General features: G+C 65.2%; 17 protein-coding genes and 1 pseudogene. 9 read left to right on the forward strand and 9 right to left on the reverse strand.

Going from position 1 to position 16,063, the window contains the following annotated elements:
* Nucleotides 1–27 precede the first annotated feature (27 nt).
* Both DB708_RS13165 and DB708_RS13170 read left to right on the forward strand, forming a co-directional pair.
* Nucleotides 28–288: a hypothetical protein gene (locus tag DB708_RS13165; RefSeq protein ID WP_165839817.1), complete on the forward strand. Its 261-nt coding sequence runs from the start codon at nt 28–30 to the stop codon at nt 286–288.
* A gap of 60 nt (nt 289–348) precedes the next feature.
* On the forward strand, nt 349–1,716 hold the full coding sequence (locus DB708_RS13170; RefSeq protein ID WP_108922471.1) for an HNH endonuclease signature motif containing protein: 1,368 nt from the start codon (nt 349–351) through the stop codon (nt 1,714–1,716).
* Between the two features lie 50 nt (nt 1,717–1,766).
* Here the strand turns inward: DB708_RS13170 and helR are convergent, their stop codons facing one another.
* Complete coding sequence (helR, locus tag DB708_RS13175) at nt 1,767–3,962, reverse strand: RNA polymerase recycling motor ATPase HelR (protein WP_201263513.1); 2,196 nt, start codon at nt 3,960–3,962, stop codon at nt 1,767–1,769.
* Between the two features lie 81 nt (nt 3,963–4,043).
* Between helR and DB708_RS13180 the strand changes: the two genes are divergently transcribed.
* Complete coding sequence (locus DB708_RS13180; RefSeq protein ID WP_108922473.1) at nt 4,044–5,069, forward strand: Rv2578c family radical SAM protein; 1,026 nt, start codon at nt 4,044–4,046, stop codon at nt 5,067–5,069.
* 12 nt (nt 5,070–5,081) lie between these two features.
* Here the strand turns inward: DB708_RS13180 and DB708_RS13185 are convergent, their stop codons facing one another.
* On the reverse strand, nt 5,082–5,927 hold the full coding sequence (locus DB708_RS13185) for a patatin-like phospholipase family protein (RefSeq protein WP_108922475.1): 846 nt from the start codon (nt 5,925–5,927) through the stop codon (nt 5,082–5,084).
* Nucleotides 5,928–5,990: 63 nt separating this feature from the next.
* Between DB708_RS13185 and DB708_RS13190 the strand changes: the two are divergent.
* Nucleotides 5,991–6,422: pseudogene (locus DB708_RS13190) on the forward strand (hypothetical protein).
* Here the strand turns inward: DB708_RS13190 and DB708_RS13195 are convergent.
* Nucleotides 6,423–6,761 carry a gamma-glutamylcyclotransferase family protein gene (locus DB708_RS13195; RefSeq protein WP_108922477.1) on the reverse strand — a complete coding sequence of 113 codons (339 nt, stop codon included), beginning with the start codon at nt 6,759–6,761 and terminating at the stop codon, nt 6,423–6,425. It lies immediately after the preceding pseudogene.
* The gene (locus tag DB708_RS13200) at nt 6,758–7,276 is read right to left on the reverse strand and encodes a helix-turn-helix domain-containing protein (protein ID WP_108922479.1); all 519 of its coding nucleotides are present in this window, start codon (nt 7,274–7,276) and stop codon (nt 6,758–6,760) included. Before DB708_RS13200 ends, DB708_RS13195 begins: the two co-directional genes overlap by 4 nt.
* 60 nt (nt 7,277–7,336) lie before the next feature.
* Here DB708_RS13200 and DB708_RS13205 point away from each other — a divergent pair, with 60 nt between their 5' ends.
* Entirely contained in the window at nt 7,337–8,122 is a 786-nt protein-coding gene (locus tag DB708_RS13205; RefSeq protein WP_108922480.1) for an aldolase, read from the forward strand.
* A gap of 26 nt (nt 8,123–8,148) precedes the next feature.
* Nucleotides 8,149–9,024 (forward strand): dihydrodipicolinate synthase family protein, encoded by an 876-nt coding sequence (locus tag DB708_RS13210; RefSeq protein ID WP_108922482.1) that lies wholly within the window; start codon nt 8,149–8,151, stop codon nt 9,022–9,024.
* On the opposite strand, the gene ypfJ is transcribed toward DB708_RS13210, so the two are convergent.
* Genes ypfJ through DB708_RS13225 form a run of 3 tightly spaced genes read right to left on the reverse strand, consistent with a single transcriptional unit; the run spans nt 9,021 to nt 11,320 of the window.
* Nucleotides 9,021–9,899 (reverse strand): KPN_02809 family neutral zinc metallopeptidase, encoded by an 879-nt coding sequence (gene ypfJ, locus DB708_RS13215; RefSeq protein WP_108922483.1) that lies wholly within the window; start codon nt 9,897–9,899, stop codon nt 9,021–9,023. The two genes, DB708_RS13210 and ypfJ, sit on opposite strands and share 4 nt — an antisense overlap.
* A 19-nt stretch (nt 9,900–9,918) precedes the next feature.
* Nucleotides 9,919–10,422 (reverse strand): SRPBCC family protein, encoded by a 504-nt coding sequence (locus DB708_RS13220; RefSeq protein ID WP_108922485.1) that lies wholly within the window; start codon nt 10,420–10,422, stop codon nt 9,919–9,921.
* A 10-nt stretch (nt 10,423–10,432) separates the two neighbouring features.
* Nucleotides 10,433–11,320, reverse strand: coding sequence for an oxidoreductase (locus DB708_RS13225; RefSeq protein ID WP_201263544.1), 888 nt, complete (start codon nt 11,318–11,320; stop codon nt 10,433–10,435).
* 217 nt (nt 11,321–11,537) lie between these two features.
* On the opposite strand from DB708_RS13225, the gene DB708_RS13230 reads away from it, so the two are divergent.
* Nucleotides 11,538–12,164 carry a hemerythrin domain-containing protein gene (locus tag DB708_RS13230; protein WP_165839818.1) on the forward strand — a complete coding sequence of 209 codons (627 nt, stop codon included), beginning with the start codon at nt 11,538–11,540 and terminating at the stop codon, nt 12,162–12,164.
* Nucleotides 12,088–13,071, forward strand: coding sequence for an LLM class flavin-dependent oxidoreductase (locus DB708_RS13235; protein ID WP_201263514.1), 984 nt, complete (start codon nt 12,088–12,090; stop codon nt 13,069–13,071). Before DB708_RS13230 ends, DB708_RS13235 begins: the two co-directional genes overlap by 77 nt.
* Here DB708_RS13235 and DB708_RS13240 read toward each other — a convergent pair whose 3' ends face one another.
* Entirely contained in the window at nt 13,072–14,127 is a 1,056-nt protein-coding gene (locus DB708_RS13240) for an AraC-like ligand-binding domain-containing protein (protein ID WP_235616754.1), read from the reverse strand.
* A gap of 99 nt (nt 14,128–14,226) precedes the next feature.
* A complete protein-coding gene (locus DB708_RS13245) occupies nt 14,227–15,078 on the reverse strand; it encodes a mycofactocin-coupled SDR family oxidoreductase (protein WP_235616755.1) in 852 nt (283 codons plus the stop codon).
* Nucleotides 15,079–15,375: 297 nt separating this feature from the next.
* Between DB708_RS13245 and DB708_RS13250 the strand changes: the two genes are divergently transcribed.
* Nucleotides 15,376–16,041, forward strand: coding sequence for a sigma-70 family RNA polymerase sigma factor (locus tag DB708_RS13250; protein WP_108922488.1), 666 nt, complete (start codon nt 15,376–15,378; stop codon nt 16,039–16,041).
* The last annotated feature ends 22 nt before the right edge of the window (nt 16,042–16,063 follow it).

The following is a 16,063-nucleotide window of genomic DNA, read 5'->3' on the forward strand; positions in this document are numbered from 1 at the left end:
CAACATTGCGCGGGGAGGGAGACATCCGTGGACCGTGTCGAGTCGCATGGCGCCGAGAATCCGCCGGCGGTGAAAGCGTTCCGCGACTTCTCCAGCGTCAGCGTCCAGTGCACGACTCTGGGCGCCTCGGCCTCGCTGGGGTCGTTGTCGGTGCCGGCGGCATGGCCGACGTCAACGGCGAAAGCCACCGATGCCCCGACCGCGGCTACGGATAAGCCGCCGGGACTCACCTACCAGGACGGCCTGATGGGTGTGGTGACCGGGAGCGGTACGGCTGCCCCAGCGTAATCACTTGTGCCACTTGCGTTTCAGTAATTTCTTGTCGGTGGGTGGCGATACCATTCGAACATGCGTTCGAGCGCCGGTGACGAGATCCAAGAGGCTGTCGACGCGATCGACGCTGACCTTGACCGCGTCTGCGAATTGTCGTTCGACGCGTTGACCAACCCTGAGCGCTTGAGGCTGCTGGAACGGTTTGAAGAGATCGCGCGGCGACTGCCGGTGCCGGCCCATGCGCTGATCAATGGCCTTGTCCGGGAGGCGACACCGGATGAGATCGGTGGAAAGCTGTCGCGTGTGCTGGCCGACCGGCTGCGCATCACCCGCGCCGACGCGGCACGCCGGATCAGTGTGGCCGACGACCTGGGTACACGCCAAGCGCTGAGTGGTGAGCGGTTGGAGCCGCGGTTGCCGGCCACTGCTGCCGGGCAGCGCCAGGGCGCCATCGGCAGCGGCCACGTCGCGGTGATTCGCCAGTTCTTCGATCAGTTGCCGGCCTGGGTGGACGTTGAAACCCAAGGCCTGGCCGAACAACAGCTGGCCCACCAGGCCACCCAATTTCGCCCCGAGCAGGTGAGCAAGTTGGCGGACCGACTTGCCTACTGCCTCAACCCGGATGGCAACTTCACCGACGTTGATCGGGCTCGCAAACGTGTACTGACGTTGGGGAAGCAGGACGTCGATGGGATGTCGCGGCTCACCGGCTGGCTGACGCCGGAAACGCGTGCCACCTTCGAGGCTGTGATGGCCAAACTGGCTGCCCCCGGCATGTGCAATCCCGAGGACCAAACACCGACCATCGATGATGCGACACCGGCGGAGGCGATGCAGCGCGACAACCGCACGTCCGGCCAGCGCAGCCACGACGGCCTCAACGCCGCCCTGCGCGCCGTCTTGTCATCTGGAAAGCTCGGGCAGCACAACGGGTTACCGGCGACGATCGTTGTCACCACCACGCTCCAAGAGTTGGAGGCCGCTACCGGCAAGGCGCTCACCGGCGGCGGCGCCCTGTTGCCCATGTCCGACGTCATCCGCCTGGCCACCCACGCCCATCACTACCTGGCGGTCTTCGACAAGAGCCGCCCGGTAGGCCTCTATCACGCCAAGAGACTGGCCTCCCCGGGGCAGCGAATTGTGTTGCATGCCAAAGATCGTGGGTGTTCGGCTCCCGGCTGCGACGTACCGGGTTACCTCTGCGAAGTCCACCACATCGATGACTACGCGGCCTGTCATACCACCAACGTGGACAACCTCACCTTCGCGTGCGGGCCCCATCATCGGCTGATCAAGCCCGGCGGCTGGACCACCCGAATACGCAAAAACGGCGACGTCGAATGGATTCCGCCACCACATCTGGACTACGGACAGTCGCGAAGCAACAGGTTCCATCACCCCGAGGAGCTGCTGACCGGTAAGGCGTCGCGGGCAGCGCCCTGAGACGTTGCGAGGCGTCGCAATGGCGCTGACACTGGCTCCGGGCCACCGTGCTAGACGTGAGCGCGTGGCTCGTACTCGGCCAACCCCGCCAGCGCCTGTGGCAGTGGGTCGCGGTGCACAACGCCGGGGCGTTGCGTGGCGCGGGTGAGGGCGACGTAGAGTTCGGCCGCGCCGCGAGGGCCGTCGGCGAGGATCTGTTGCGGGTCGACGACCAGCACGGCGTCGAACTCCAGTCCCTTTGTCGCCGACGCCGGCACCGTGCCCGGCACGCCGGGCGGGCCGATCACGATGCTGGTGCCTTCGCGATCGGATTCGTCCCGAACGAAATCGTGGATAGCACCGGCTAATTCGTCATCGGTGACCTGTCGCGACCACGGCCGCACGCCGCAGGCGCGCACCGACTCCGGCGGCTGGACCCCGGGCGCGAACTCCTCGAGCAACGCGGCGGCGACCGTCATGATCTCCTCCGGGGTCCGGTAGTTCACGGACAGCGGCCGGTATTCCCACCGGCCGGACACGTACGGCTGCAGCATCGCCCGCCACGATGTCGCTCCGGCCATCGACCGCCGTTGGGCGAGATCGCCTACCACCGTGAAGGATCGACCGGGGCAGCGTCGCATCAGCACCCGCCAGTCCATTTCGGACAGTTCCTGGGCCTCGTCGACGACGATGTGCCGGTACGTCCAATCCCGATCCGCCGCAGCACGTTCGGCGAGTTCACGAGTGTCGCGCTCGACGAACCGGTCCGCCAGGTCCTCGGCGTAGATCATGTGCTGGGCGCGCAACTGCTCCTCGTCGTCCATCGAGTCCTCGCTGCGCAGTTCGAGTAGGTCCAGCACGCCGGCGGCGTACTCCGCCTCGTAATTGCGCTCCCGCTCGGCGCTGGCCTCGGCGGACGCGGCGGCCTTGTCGCGGCCCAGCAGATCGACCAGCTCGTCGAGCAGCGGCACGTCTGACACCGTCCAGGCCTGGCCATCAACGCGCAACAGCGCCTGGGGAGCACCCACGGCATGCAGCCGCTCGGGGGAGAGGTACAGCGAAGTCAACAGCTCCTGCGGTGTCAAGATCGGCCAGAGCCGGTCGAGCGCGGCGGCGAACTGTTGGTTGTCGGCGAGCTCGGAGAGCAGATCCGTGCGCAGCTGCTCCCATGCGTCGCGGTCCTTGCGGGTCAGCCAGCCGCGGCCGATCCGGGCTATCGCCCGTTCGGTCAGTGCCCAGGTGAGAATGTCGACGAACACCGCGCGGGCCTGGTTATGCGGCTGTCCGCTGCCCCGCGCCTCTTCGCGCGCCCACCCGGCGATCTCGGCGTCGATGCGCATCGTGACGTCCGCCAGCTCGATTTCCACCGGACGTTCGGGCACCCGCTGCCGATCGGCGATCGCTGCCGCCAGCACGTCCAAAATCTTCAGTGAGCGTTTGATCGCCGCGCATTGCGGGGTGTCCTCGGCGGTGATGTGTAGCCCGGGAACCAGATCGCCCGGTGTCACGAACACCACGCTGGACTCGCCCAGCGACGGCAGCACGCGGTCGACGTGGCGAAGGAACGCCGCATTGGGCCCCACCACAAGCACCCCGTGCCGCTCGATGCGCTCGCGTTGGGTGTACAGCAGGTACGCGACCCGGTGCAGTGCGACGACCGTCTTCCCGGTCCCGGGGCCGCCCTCGATCACCAGGACGCCCGGGTTGTCGAGCCGGATGATCTCGTCCTGCTGTGCCTGAATGGTGGCAACGATGTCGCGCATGCCCTCGCCGCGCGGGGCGTTGACCGCCGCCAGCAGAGCCGCATCGCCTTGCGCGTCTCCGCCCGGCCGGCCGAACACCTCATCGGTGAAGTCGACGATGCGCCGCCCTCGGGTGTGGAACTGGCGACGCCGGTGCATGTCCTCGGGGCTGGCGGCGGTGGCGACATAGAAGGCCCGCGCGGCTGGAGCCCGCCAGTCGAGCAGCAGCGGTTGGTACTCATTGTCGGCATCGAAGAGGCCGATCCGGCCGATGTAGGACCGTTCGCCGGAAATGGCGTCCAACCGCCCGAAGCACAGCCCGTAGTCCGCCACGTCCAGCCGCTTGACCTCCCTGGCCACCGCGCGCACCTCGGCATCCCGATCCGAAAGGCTCTCGCCATCGCCCAGCAGTGCCGCGCGGAATCGGTCCTTCGCCCGCGCACGTTCGGCATCGAGACGCGCATAGAGCTCGGTCACGTAGCCCTGCTCGGACCGCAATTCGTCTTCGTACTCTGGATTCGACAAGCGCCCCTCCGGCAGTTTTCGTCTCGGCCAAGTGTAGGGGGCCCGCTTGACATTGCATCGAACAATTGTTCGAATAGCGGTATGCGGTGGGCGAACCAAGCCGTCGCTGTCAACGGCGAACCGGTTGACGACGGAGCACTTCCAGGGCTGCAGCGGATTGGCCTGGTCCGAAGCGTGCGCGCCCCGCAGTTCGAGGGGATCACCTTTCACGAGGTGCTCTGCAAATCGGCGCTCAACAAGATTCCGGACGCGGCCGCACTGCCGTTTCGCTACACCGTCAACGGCTACCGGGGCTGCTCGCATGCCTGCCGCTATTGTTTCGCGCGGCCCACCCACGAATACCTGGACTTCGACTGCGGCACCGACTTCGACACCCAGGTCGTGGTCAAGACGAATGTCGCGGAGGTTTTACGCCGCGAGTTACGCCGGGCGTCGTGGCGGTGCGAAACCGTCGCGCTGGGCACCAACACCGATCCCTACCAGCGCGCCGAGGGTCGTTACGCCCTGATGCCGGGCATCGTAGGCGCGCTGACCGAGGCCGGCACTCCGCTGTCCATTCTGACCAAGGGCACCTTGCTGCGACGGGACCTTCCGTTGATTTCCGCTGCGGCCCAACAGGTTCCGGTGTCGGTCGCGGTGTCGCTGGCGGTCGGGGATGCCGAGCTACACCGGGATGTCGAGCCGGGTACGCCGACGCCGCAGGCGCGGCTGGGTCTGATCGCCGCGATCCGCGACGCCGGGCTGGACTGTCATGTGATGGTCGCACCGGTGCTGCCGCATCTCACCGATTCCGCCGAGCACCTCGACGGGCTGCTCGGCCAGATCGCGGCTGCAGGCGCCACCAGCGTGACCGTGTTCGGCCTGCATCTGCGACGTTCGACCCGCGGCTGGTTCATGTCCTGGCTGGCCCGCTCGCATCCCGAGCTCGTCGAGAACTACCGCGAGTTGTACCGGCGCGGAGCGTATTTGCCGCCGGACTATCGCGAGATGCTGCGGGCACGGGCGGCCCCGCTGATTGCCAAACACCGACTCACCGGAGACCAGCGGGCGTTCGCACAACCGCCCAGAGCCCTCGACCCGGAGCCGGCCCAGCCCACGCTGTTCTGAGCGAAGCCCGACCTAGTGGGTATGCGGCTCGAGTAATGCGGCCTGGCCGGTGGTCGGCGGGTGCGCCGCCAGCCACTCGCGGGTGGCCGCGTGTGATCGCTCGATAAGCGTTGCGGCGTGCGAGAAGTCCGCTCCCGAGGTGGCGATCGGGCATAACGGATGGACAACGCGTAGATCGACTGCCTGCTCGAAGCGTTCAATGTCGGCGGCCAGGCGATGGTTGAGGGCCAGTGTCATGGCGTGTAGCGCCATGTTCACCGCAGTTGTCGGCGACGCCGGCAGATCGCACGAGTAGCCGGTCGGCAATACCCAGACCCGGTCGGCCCCGAGCGCGACGGCATGGGAGATCGGAGTGTTGTTCACGATGCCGCCGTCCATCAGATCCCGCCCGTTGATTCGCACCGGCGGGAATATGCCCGGGATCGCGGCGCTCGCGGCGATCGCGTCGGCCGCGTTGCCGGACGACAGCAGCACATCGGCGCCCGAGACCACGTCCGTGGCCACCACATGCAGGGGGATCGGTGCATCCTCGAGCCGGGTGAACTCCAATTTGTCGGTCAGCACGCGTCGTAAACCGGTGTTGGGTACCAGGTGCGACCGGCGGCCAAGCATGCCCAGCGCCCCGGCGACCGGATGGGCCGGAAATATCTCCTTTCGCGACAACGAAATCCAGAGCTCTGCCAGTCCGCGAATTCCGGGGAGGTCGGGCCGTGACGCGATCCACCCGCCATTGACCGCACCGACCGACGTGCCGACGATCAGATCGGGCCGTTCCCCGACGCCGGCCAGGCCGAGCAGCATCCCCACATGGACCGCACCGAGGCTGGCGCCGCCGGACAACACGAATGCTGTGGGCACAGATGCATACTAGGGATTTCCGCCAGAAGTGCCATGGGTAACGCATCCGGTAGCGTTTTCGATATGAAGAACGTGCACAGAATGGCGAGCGCGGTCTCAGCGGTAATGCTGGCAACAGTCACAGGGGTGGTGTTCACGCCCGCGACCAGCCATGCGGATGGCCACCAGGTGACCTACACCGTGTCGAGCGCCAACAATCTGACCGCCACCGTCTCGTACGTGAACGCCGACCCGCCTAGCCAGGCCGCTTAAAGCGCGGACCCGTCGAAGTTCATGACCAACCTGCAGGCCCCGCTCAGCGCCGGAGCGCCGGTTGTTTACACGGTCACGCTGGCGAACCCGAACCAGTGGGCGAGCGTCACCGCCAGCGGCATGCTGCACTGGCCGGATTCGGGCAACGGCCCGGCCTCGTTCCACTGCGAGATCGCCGTGGACGGTCAGGTGGTCGTGCAGCAGGACGCCACCACCACTGTCACCTGCGCGGCCCGGCGATAGTCAGCCCGCGAGGACGTACACCCAAGCGGTGGGACCGGAGGCCAGCGGTACCGCGATGCGGCGGTAGTCGTCCACTTCGTACTCGTCGGCGGCAGCCAACTCGGTCCCGCTGATCTCGAACACCATCCCGTCTACCTGCGCGCCGGCCCGGTCGGTGGGACGCAGGATCGGATGGCGTTCGCTGCCGCTGGTCGCGATCACGTGCGGGTCGGTGATGGTGACGTAGTCCAGGTCGTATCCGACGATCGCGTCGCGACGGCCGCAGACTTCGCGCCCGAACGTCGCCCGCTGGACCGCCGGGAGCTGCAACGTGCCGTAGGAGAACACCAGTTCGGTCATCGCGGTTCGGTCTGCGCGACGACGACGACCTCGGCCGGATCGCTGCCGATCGCGCGGATTTGGTGGCTGACCGCTGCGTCGAAGTAGGCGCTGTCGCCGGTATCGAGCTTGATGATCTGGTCTCCGTAGTCGAGTTCGATCCGTCCCGCGTGGACGAAGACGAACTCCTGTCCGGTGTGCTCCGCGTGCGGATTGTCGGCCGCGGTTGCGGTCGGCCGAACGACGAACGGCGACATGGACTTTCCGAGTAGCGCCGACGCCAGCACCCGGTAGCGTTGGCCGTCCGCCCCGGCGGCACGGTCGACGGTGATCTTTTCCTCGGCCGCGTCGTCGGAGAACAGCCGGCCGACATCGACCTGCAGTGCCCGCGCGAGCTTCAGGGCCACCGCGATCGACGGTGTGCTCTGGCGCCGTTCGATCTTGGACAGGTAGCTCTTGGTCAGCCCGGTCTGTGCGGCGAGCTGTTCGAGGGTCAGGCCACGTTGTCTGCGGACGGCACGCAGTAGCGCTGTCACCGGCGGTGCCTCCGTTCCTGGTCCAATGACACAAGGTGTCCTAGATGCTACCTTAGTGTCATGGCAACCACGTTCAGCGATTCGAAGTCCGACCTGATGCGTCGCGCCGAGCAGCAGCTGGCCGCTAACGTGGCCGATTCGCAGCTGACCACGCGGCAGAAGCTGGCGCTGACCTGCCGCGCACTGTTCGACGCCGGGCACGATTCCGGGCTGGCCGGACAGATCACCGCGCGGGCCGAAACCGAGGGGACGTACTACACCCAACGGCTGGGCCTCGGGTTCGACGAGATCACCGAGGACAATCTGCTGCTGGTCGACGAGGACCTCACCGTGCTCGACGGTGACGGAATGGCCAACCCCGCCAATCGTTTTCACAGCTGGATCTACCGCGCCCGACCCGACGTGCAATGCATCGTGCACACGCACGCCTTCCACGTGGCGGCGTTGTCGATGCTGGAGGTCCCGCTGGTGGTGTCCCACATGGACACCACCCCGTTCTACGGCGACTGCGCGTTTTTGGCCGAGTGGCCGGGTGTACCGGTCGGCAACGAGGAAGGCGAGATCATCAGCGCCGCGCTCGGTGACAAGAAGGCGGTGCTGCTGGCGCATCACGGCCACGTGATCGCCGCCGCCAGTGTCGAGGAGGCCTGCTCGCTGGGGATCCTGATCGAGCGGGCGGCCAAGCTGCAGCTGGCGGCCATGGCCGCCGGGAGGGTCAAGGAACTCCCCGAGCAGTTGGCCCGCGAGGCGCACGACTGGACGCTGACACCCAAGCGAAGCCAGGCCAACTTCGCCTATTACGCGCGCCGCGCACTGGCGCGCCACCCTGACGCCCTGACGAGCTAAGACGCCCTGACGAGTTAAGGAGCCCTGTGTCCGAGATCCACGGCATCATCGCCTATCCGGTGACTCCCTTCACCGAGACCGACAGCATCGACACCGCCCGGCTGGCCGCGCTGGTCGACCGGCTCGTTTCGTCCGGGGTGCACGCGATCGCACCGCTGGGCAGCACCGGTGAGTTGGCCTATCTCGAAGAGTCCGAGTTCGACACCGTGCTGGACACCACGATCGCCGCTGTCGCCGGCCGGGTGCCGGTCGTCGCGGGCGTGTCAGATGTGACTACTGCCAAGACTATTCGGCGTGCCGAGTATGCCCAACAGGCCGGTGCCGACGCGGTGATGATCCTGCCGGTGTCCTACTGGAAGCTCACCGAGCGTGAGATCGTCGCGCACTACCGCAGCGTCGGCGACGCCATTTCCATCCCGATCATGGCCTACAACAACCCGGCTACCAGCGGCGTGGACATGCCGCCCGAATTGCTGGTGAAGATGTTCGAGACCATCGACAACGTCACCATGGTCAAGGAATCCACCGGCGACCTGACTCGCATGCAGCGCATCACCGAACTGTCCGGTGGCCGACTGCCGTTCTACAACGGCAGCAATCCGCTGGTGCTCGAGGCCCTGAAGGCGGGCGCCTCCGGATGGTGCACGGCCGCACCGAACCTGCGACCGCGGCCGTGCATCGACCTGTATGACGCGGTGCGCGCGGGTGATCTGGAGAAGGCGCAGCTGCTGTACGACGACCTCAAGCCGTTGTTGGAGTTCATCGTCGCGATCGGCCTGCCCACCAGCGTGAAGGCCGGTCTGGACCTGCTTGGATTCCCGATCGGGGACCCGCGGGCGCCGCTGCTGCCGCTCGATGAACAGGGCCGCGCCGAGCTGCAAGGCCTACTGGCCGGGGTCTAACCGAGATTCGTTGAGGCGAAGGTGTCGCACTGGTGCGGGTCACCGGCCTGATAGCCGACGGTGAACCACTTTTGGCGTTGCTCGGCTGATCCGTGTGTCCACGACTCCGGGTTGACGCGTCCGGTCGCCTCCTTCTGGATCCGGTCGTCACCGACGGATGCGGCGGCCGAGAGCGCGTCCTGAATGTCCTTGTCGCTCAACGGCTGTAGGTAAGGGACGCCAGTGCTTTCCTGTTTGACCGTCGACGCGTAGTGCGCCCAGATGCCGGCGTAGCAGTCGGCCTGCAATTCGGTGCGGACCCCATTCCCGGCGGCGCCCTGTGCGCCTTGCTGGGAGCGGCCCAGCACGCCCTGCAATTGCTGGACGTGGTGGCCGTATTCATGGGCGACCACGTACTCCTGCGCGAAAGGCCCACCGCTGGAACCGAATTTATCGACCAGCTCCTTGAAGAAGTCGGTGTCGAAATATGCGGTCTGATCCACCGGGCAGTAGAACGGTCCGACCGCGGTGGTAGCGGGTCCGCAGCCGGTGTTCACCGAGCTGGTGAACAGGCGCACATGCGGCCGGGTGTAATTCGGCATCAACTGATGCCACACCGCGTCCACCGAGTTTCCGGTAGCGACCACGCGGCACTGCACGTACTTATTGGCATCGGCTCCGGTCTTGCACTGGCTCAGGTCGAAACCGGGAGCCGAATAGCCGCCGGTGTTCGGCTGCTGCTGCGTCAACGCCCCCGGATCGACGCCGAAAAACAACGCCGCGACCAGGATCAGCAGCCCGATGCCGCCACCACCGAAGGCCAACCCCATGCCGCCACCGCCGCCGGACGACGCCGCCGTGCTGGTGTCGATCTGCATACCCTCGTTGAAGGTCATGATTCAGCTTTGCACACACCTACCGCTGTTGCGTAGCAGCGAATCGGCTGTCGGTGTAGCGGCGCAGGTTGCCTAGAAACCGGCGCAGCCCCAGGTTCAGCAGTGGCCCGGTAACGACCATCGCCAGCCGAGCGGGCCCCGCAGGTTTCTGTGCCATGGTCCACGTCAGCCGGCAGCCACCGGGAATGACCTCGACGCGATAGTCCTCGGCAAAGGCGGCGACGGCTTTGGTGGAGCACTCGTTGAACCGGAATGCCATGTGGGTGAACGGTTCCCAGGCCAGGTACTCCTCGTCGCCGACGATGCCGCCTCGCATCTCGACGAGGCGGGTGGTGCCGATCCCGCGCGGCTCGGGGCTGGTCCACGTCACCTTGGTGATCACCGACGCCCAGCGCGGCCAGGCTTCGGCGTCGGCAAGCACTTCGAAGACCTGCTCGGGCGTGATGGCCAGGTCGACACTGTTGCGGAACCGGTATGGCGCGTTGTCGATGAAGTCGAGGTCGACGCGCTCGCAAGGATGCATGGCAGTAAACCTAGCCCGGGCCGTCGCTGGCCGCGGCCAGCAGTGGCACCAGCACGTCGCTGATCGGCGTGGCCAGGTTGTGTGCGCGGGCCTTACGGATGATCACCCCGTTGCGGATGTCCCATTCCATCGGCCGGTGATACTCCCGGTCGGCCAGTATCGAGGTGCCCATGTCTTCCGGTGCCTGGCGGAACAAGTCGGTCAGCTCGTCGGCCACGCTGTCCGGCAGCCGGGCGCCCTCGGCCCGCGCGACCGCAAGGCATTCGGCGACATAGCGACGGGACAGCGCGGCGACGTCGTCGCGGCGAAACATCCCGGAACGCCGTCCCGACAGCGCCGTGAACCCGGCCAGCGCGTTGGTGAGCAGCTTGCGCCAGCCCGCGGTGATGAGGTCGGTCTCGCAGTCGACCCGGCAGCCGGCGCCGCGCAGCAGTTCGACAACGGTCTGAGCCGACGGCCCGCTGGGCAGCACCAGCGCGGCTTCACCGCGCAGTCGCACCCACCCTTCCGGCTGGGTCTCGGCGGAGTACCACACGATGCCCGGGACCACGGGCGACGACGGGCACAGCGGCTGGACCTGCTCGACCTGCTCGACGCCGTTCTGCAGCACCGTGACGATGGTGTGCTCGTCGCACAGCTTGGACAGCCAGGTCGCCGCGCCGGCGTTCTGGGTGGCTTTGACCGCCAGGATCACGAGGTCGACGGTGCCGGATATCTCGCCGGGGTCGGTGTGCACCGGCCCGGGCACCACGATCGGCTCCTGGCCGTCGGGGCGCAGTTCGATGTTGTCGCGGGCGCTGCGACCGCACACCAGCACCGAATGCCCGGCCTGGTGCAGCAGCGCGGCAACCGTCGTGCCGACGGCACCGGGACCGATGAGTGCGATGTTTGTGGCGATAGAAGCGAAGTTACGCCGCGCACGGCGCCGCGTGTTCACGTGGTGCGGTCGCAGGACTGCGCTGGAGCGAATCAACACGGCCACGACTTCGTTTAAGACACCGGCCAGTCAGCCGACGGTCCATCGCCAGCACATGTTTCGTCGCCGTACGTCAGGAAGGTTCCAGTGGCTCAAGACGTCCAGTACTTTGACCGCCGCGAAATGGAGTGTTCACACGATGTTTCACCGCGAATTCGGCCACCTCCCGAGACTGATCCGCGAGGCAGGCAACGTTGAGCGGACCAAAGTCATCGCTGGCCACTTCGACTTGATCGCTGGTGCATTGCACCACCATCACGGTTCTGAGGATCACCTGGTGTGGCCGCTGCTGAAGAAGCGAGCAGGCGCGGCTGCCGAGAAGCACCTGCGGTTGATCGAGGATCAACACGACGAATTGGCGGTCCGCCTCGAATGGCTGATCGAGGCGATGCGGAAGTGGGTCGCCGACGATGCCGCTGCGTGTGGACGGGAAACTGCCTGCGCTGCAGAAAGCTTCGCCGAATTGCTGGCCGAGCACATGGCAGCCGAAGAGGAACTGGTGGTCCCTTTCATGGAGCAGCACATCTCCGCGGCCGAGTGGGACGCGATGGTCGCAGAGGGCGCCGCCGGGGGCGACCCTGCGACGCTTCCGCTTGCTTTCGGAATGCTCATGTATGAAGGCGACTACGGAGTCGTGGAGCGAGCGCTGGGCAACATGCCCGCAGACGCGCGTCCGGCAGTCCGCGGCTGTGCTGCTGATTCCTATTCCCAACATGCCAGGCGTGTGTACGGCACGGCGACGCCGCTGCGCAGCACAGAACTTTGAGGACAAGGGGAGATTCAACATGCCAACTTACAATCATCCGTTGCTATTTGGCGCCTTGCTCGAGACCCCGTCCGGCCGACCGCTAGAGGTTCTGCGGCTCGCCGACAGCGCCGAGAGCTGTGGGCTTGACGTTGTCAGCTTGCCGGATCATCCGTATTGGCCCGATCGGTTGGACACGTTTACTCTGTTGTCGGCGATTGCCCAGCGCACCGCGCGAATCCGATTGTTGTGCAACGTCGCAAACTTGCCGCTGCGCCCACCCGCCTTTCTCGCGCGGGTTGGTGCCACCCTCGATTGGATCAGCGACGGCAGATTCGATTTGGGCATTGGCGCAGGTGCCCAACAGCTCTGGGATCTGATTGTCGCAGAGGGAGGCCCGCGACGAGGTGCCGCCGAGTCTGTCGATGCACTCGAGGAAGCTGTTCAGATCATCCGCGAACTCTGGTCACCTTCGGCGCGAGTGAGCTTTGATGGCAATCACTACCGGCTTGACGAAGCCGAGCCGAGCCCGCTCGCCTCGGGCAGCATCGGTATCTGGGTCGGCGGGTACCGCGCCCGCATGCTCGGGATCATCGGCCGGCTAGCGGACGGCTGGATTTCCAGTTCGCCCATGTGCAGCCCCGCCGACATCGCGGCCGGCAACGAGCTCATCGATGCGGCCGCAGAGTCGGCCGGCCGAGCGCGTGACTCGATCCGCCGCGGCTACAACATCGAGGTGAAATTCGATGCGTCAGATAAGGGCTTCTTGCAAGGGCGGTCTAACAAGATCGCCAAAGAGCTGGCGGAGCTGTCCCTGACGCAAGGAGTCAGCATGTACCTTCTGTATCGGGTCGAATCCGCAGATACGCTCTCTCGCTTCGCCGAGGAAGTCGTCCCTGTCGTGCGCGAAATGGTAGAAGCCGGTTAGTCATTGGGTGATTGCTTCCGGCAACAGCGTTGAGACGCCCCGGTCCTCGGCCTTGGGGTTCTCAGACATTCGCTTACGGTAGTCGCGAGGTGCTTCGCCGAACTTCGCTCTGAATAGTCGTGAAAAGTGGGAGGCGTTGTCGAGTCCCCAGTTGGCGGCGATTGAATGTACTGACAGATCGGCGAGCGCCGGATTGGTTAAATCCTTGCGACAGTGGTCGATCCGCCGATCACGGATCCAGCCCGATACCGTCTGACCTTCCTGCTCGAATAGCTTTTGCAGATAGCGCACCGAAATGTTGTGTGCCGCAGCAATCGTTGAAATGTTCAGGCCGCTTTCATCGAGATTACCCTCGATGAACGCACGGACCCGCAGCAGTAAACTCTTTCTGTCGGCGCAGATACTCCATTCGGTCGAGTCGGTCAACTGTTCGACAAACGAGGCGGCGAACATGTCGACTACGGCGTCGGCGAGATAGGCTGTGGAGCTGCCAAATTCGCCAGTTGAGCTCTTTCCTAGCTCGACGACGAAAGATGAGACCATCTGTCCCAGGCCGGCGTGGCCGTTAATTGGTTGGGCCGTGAGCTGCGACAGTTGTGGTCCTGGCAGCCGCAGCAAGTTGCGGCGAAACTGTACGGTCTGCATATGGAACGGGCCGCGCGTGATCAACTCGTACGGGCGCGCGGTGTCATAGACGACATAGTCGCCCGACTTGAGCACTGCCTCCCTGTCGCCCTGAGATACCAGACAAGAGCCTGCTAGCTGCACGCCGACCTTGACGTAATCGGGTGCGCCGCGGTCGATCAACTTCTCGGTACGTCTGACCGTAACGTCGTTGGCGACAAGCACCCGTCCCAGTTGCACCGCACCCAAGGTGGCCGGACGCAGGACCCCGTTGAATGCCTTGACGTCGTCCATCGACATCGCCACGGGCAGATAGTTCGCTGAGACAGCCTGACAAAATGCATCAAATCGCTTGGCGCCGGTACGTCCGTTGGTGCACAACATCGCTAACCCTTCGTGAGCGCCGAGCGAACCCGCGTAGCCGGTGCTCATAGACAGCTATATTCCCGAGAGCTAGAACGACTTTGTCCGCCCGCGTATTCGACAGCGACGCGTGTGTAGTGAAAACACCTGCACCGTAGGGCTTCCCGCCTAGTACTTTAAATGGCCACGATCGACCGGGATCTGGCATCCCGACAGCGCGGCCGAACCGCTACCGGCGAGCCAGGCCACAACGTCGGAGATTTCCTCGGGCACAAGACAGCCGAGCCGCTCCGGGTCGGTGATGCCCGAGGGTTGCAGGGGCATCGGTGACAGACTGTGCAGATAACTCGGGTAGCGGGCCAGAATGTCCGACATCCCTTCAATTCCGATCATCGGCGTCTTCACCGCGTAGGGGTGGACGGAGTTCACCCGGATTCCGTATTCGCCGACTTCGAGCGCCAATGCGTTGGTCAGCCCTACCACGCCGTGTTTGGAAGCGGAGTAGTGACCGTTGCCCGGAGTGGCTTTGATCCCCGTCGACGAACTCACAATGATGATCGAGCCGCCGTTTCCCGCCGCGATCATTGCCGGCACCGCTGCGCGGGTGGTCCGCCAGGTGCCGTTGAGGTTGACGTCGATGACGGTGTCCCATTGTTCCTCGGACATCTCCCAGAGCCGATTCCAACTCAACACACCGGCATTGGCCACCACGATGTCGAGGCGGCCGAACTGAGCGACTCCGTCGGCTACGACCTGTTGCAAAGCGGCCAGGTCGCGGATATCGACTGCACGGGCCAGCACGTCGCGGCCGGTGCTGTTGACTGCTCGCGCGGTCTCAGCCAGCTCGTCGGGGCTCGCCGGCGGATAGGTGACGGTCTCCGAGACCGGAGCGCACACGTCGATCGCGATGACGTCGGCTCCCTCGGCTGCCAGGCGTATCGCGTGCGCCCGGCCCTGCCCGCGCGCCGCGCCCGTGACCAACGCCACCCGTCCCTTTAGACTTCCCGCAACTTCTACCACCGCGATCCCTTTCCGGAAGGTAGACAGAGAATCTCGACGCCACCAAGTGCCCCTGCCCATTTCAGAACGCAAGCGGCGAGCCGCCGCGTACGGCCGCAAGATGTGACGCAGCACACTTTTCCGGTCTTCGATAGTTCCAGTGAATCAACGGCGGGCCACCGCTGCACGGCCGTGCCGAAACCTCTGCTTGGCAACCGGATTCAAACTGCGGTGGTGATAAACCCACCATGTCCCCGCACTAATACCCTCGTACTTCGGTGGGCCTCCGCGCGCGCCGCGCGGATAAATTCAGACAGTGTGACCACACGTATCGGGGCAATTTCCAATGGATTCGCCGGCGAAGCTTCTTCCGCCACGCCGGTCACCGAATCGGCGGCCGGTGACGCAGAGTTACGAATGCGTTTTGAGGGCGAGGTAATCCCGCTGCTATCGACGCTCAATCACATCGCAAAGCAGTTGACCAAGAACGCGGCTGATGCCGACGATCTCGTGCAGGAGACGATGCTTCGGGCCTACAGCGGATTTATCGCAAGGCAATCCCAAATACGAACCAAGGCATGGTTTGTCCGCATTATGCAGAACATTTGGATCGACGATTACCGTCGTGTGCAACGCAGGCCCATCGAGTGCCTGACCGGCGATGTGGCGGACTGGGAATGGAACGCCCGATACCGCTCGGCCTCGTATGCGCGAGATGCCGTCGAGTCCCAGGTCATCGCGACCTCCGCGGATACGCATGTCAGGGAAGCATTTCGGGCCCTACCCGACGAGCTGCGCCGGGCGCTGTACTACGCGTACGTCGAAGGACTGCCTCACAAAGATATAGCGGAGCTCGAATCAATTCCCCAGGGCACGGTGATGTCGAGGCTGCATCGTGGCCGCGGCCAGTTACGAAAGCTGCTTACCGAGCGCTTGTCGTCTGTGTATTTCGCGGCGCATGCCGACGACGCCGATGTGGCGTGAGTGTGATTAGCGGAATCCGAGA

Source organism: Mycobacterium montefiorense, assembly GCF_003112775.1.
GTDB lineage: Bacteria > Actinomycetota > Actinomycetes > Mycobacteriales > Mycobacteriaceae > Mycobacterium > Mycobacterium montefiorense.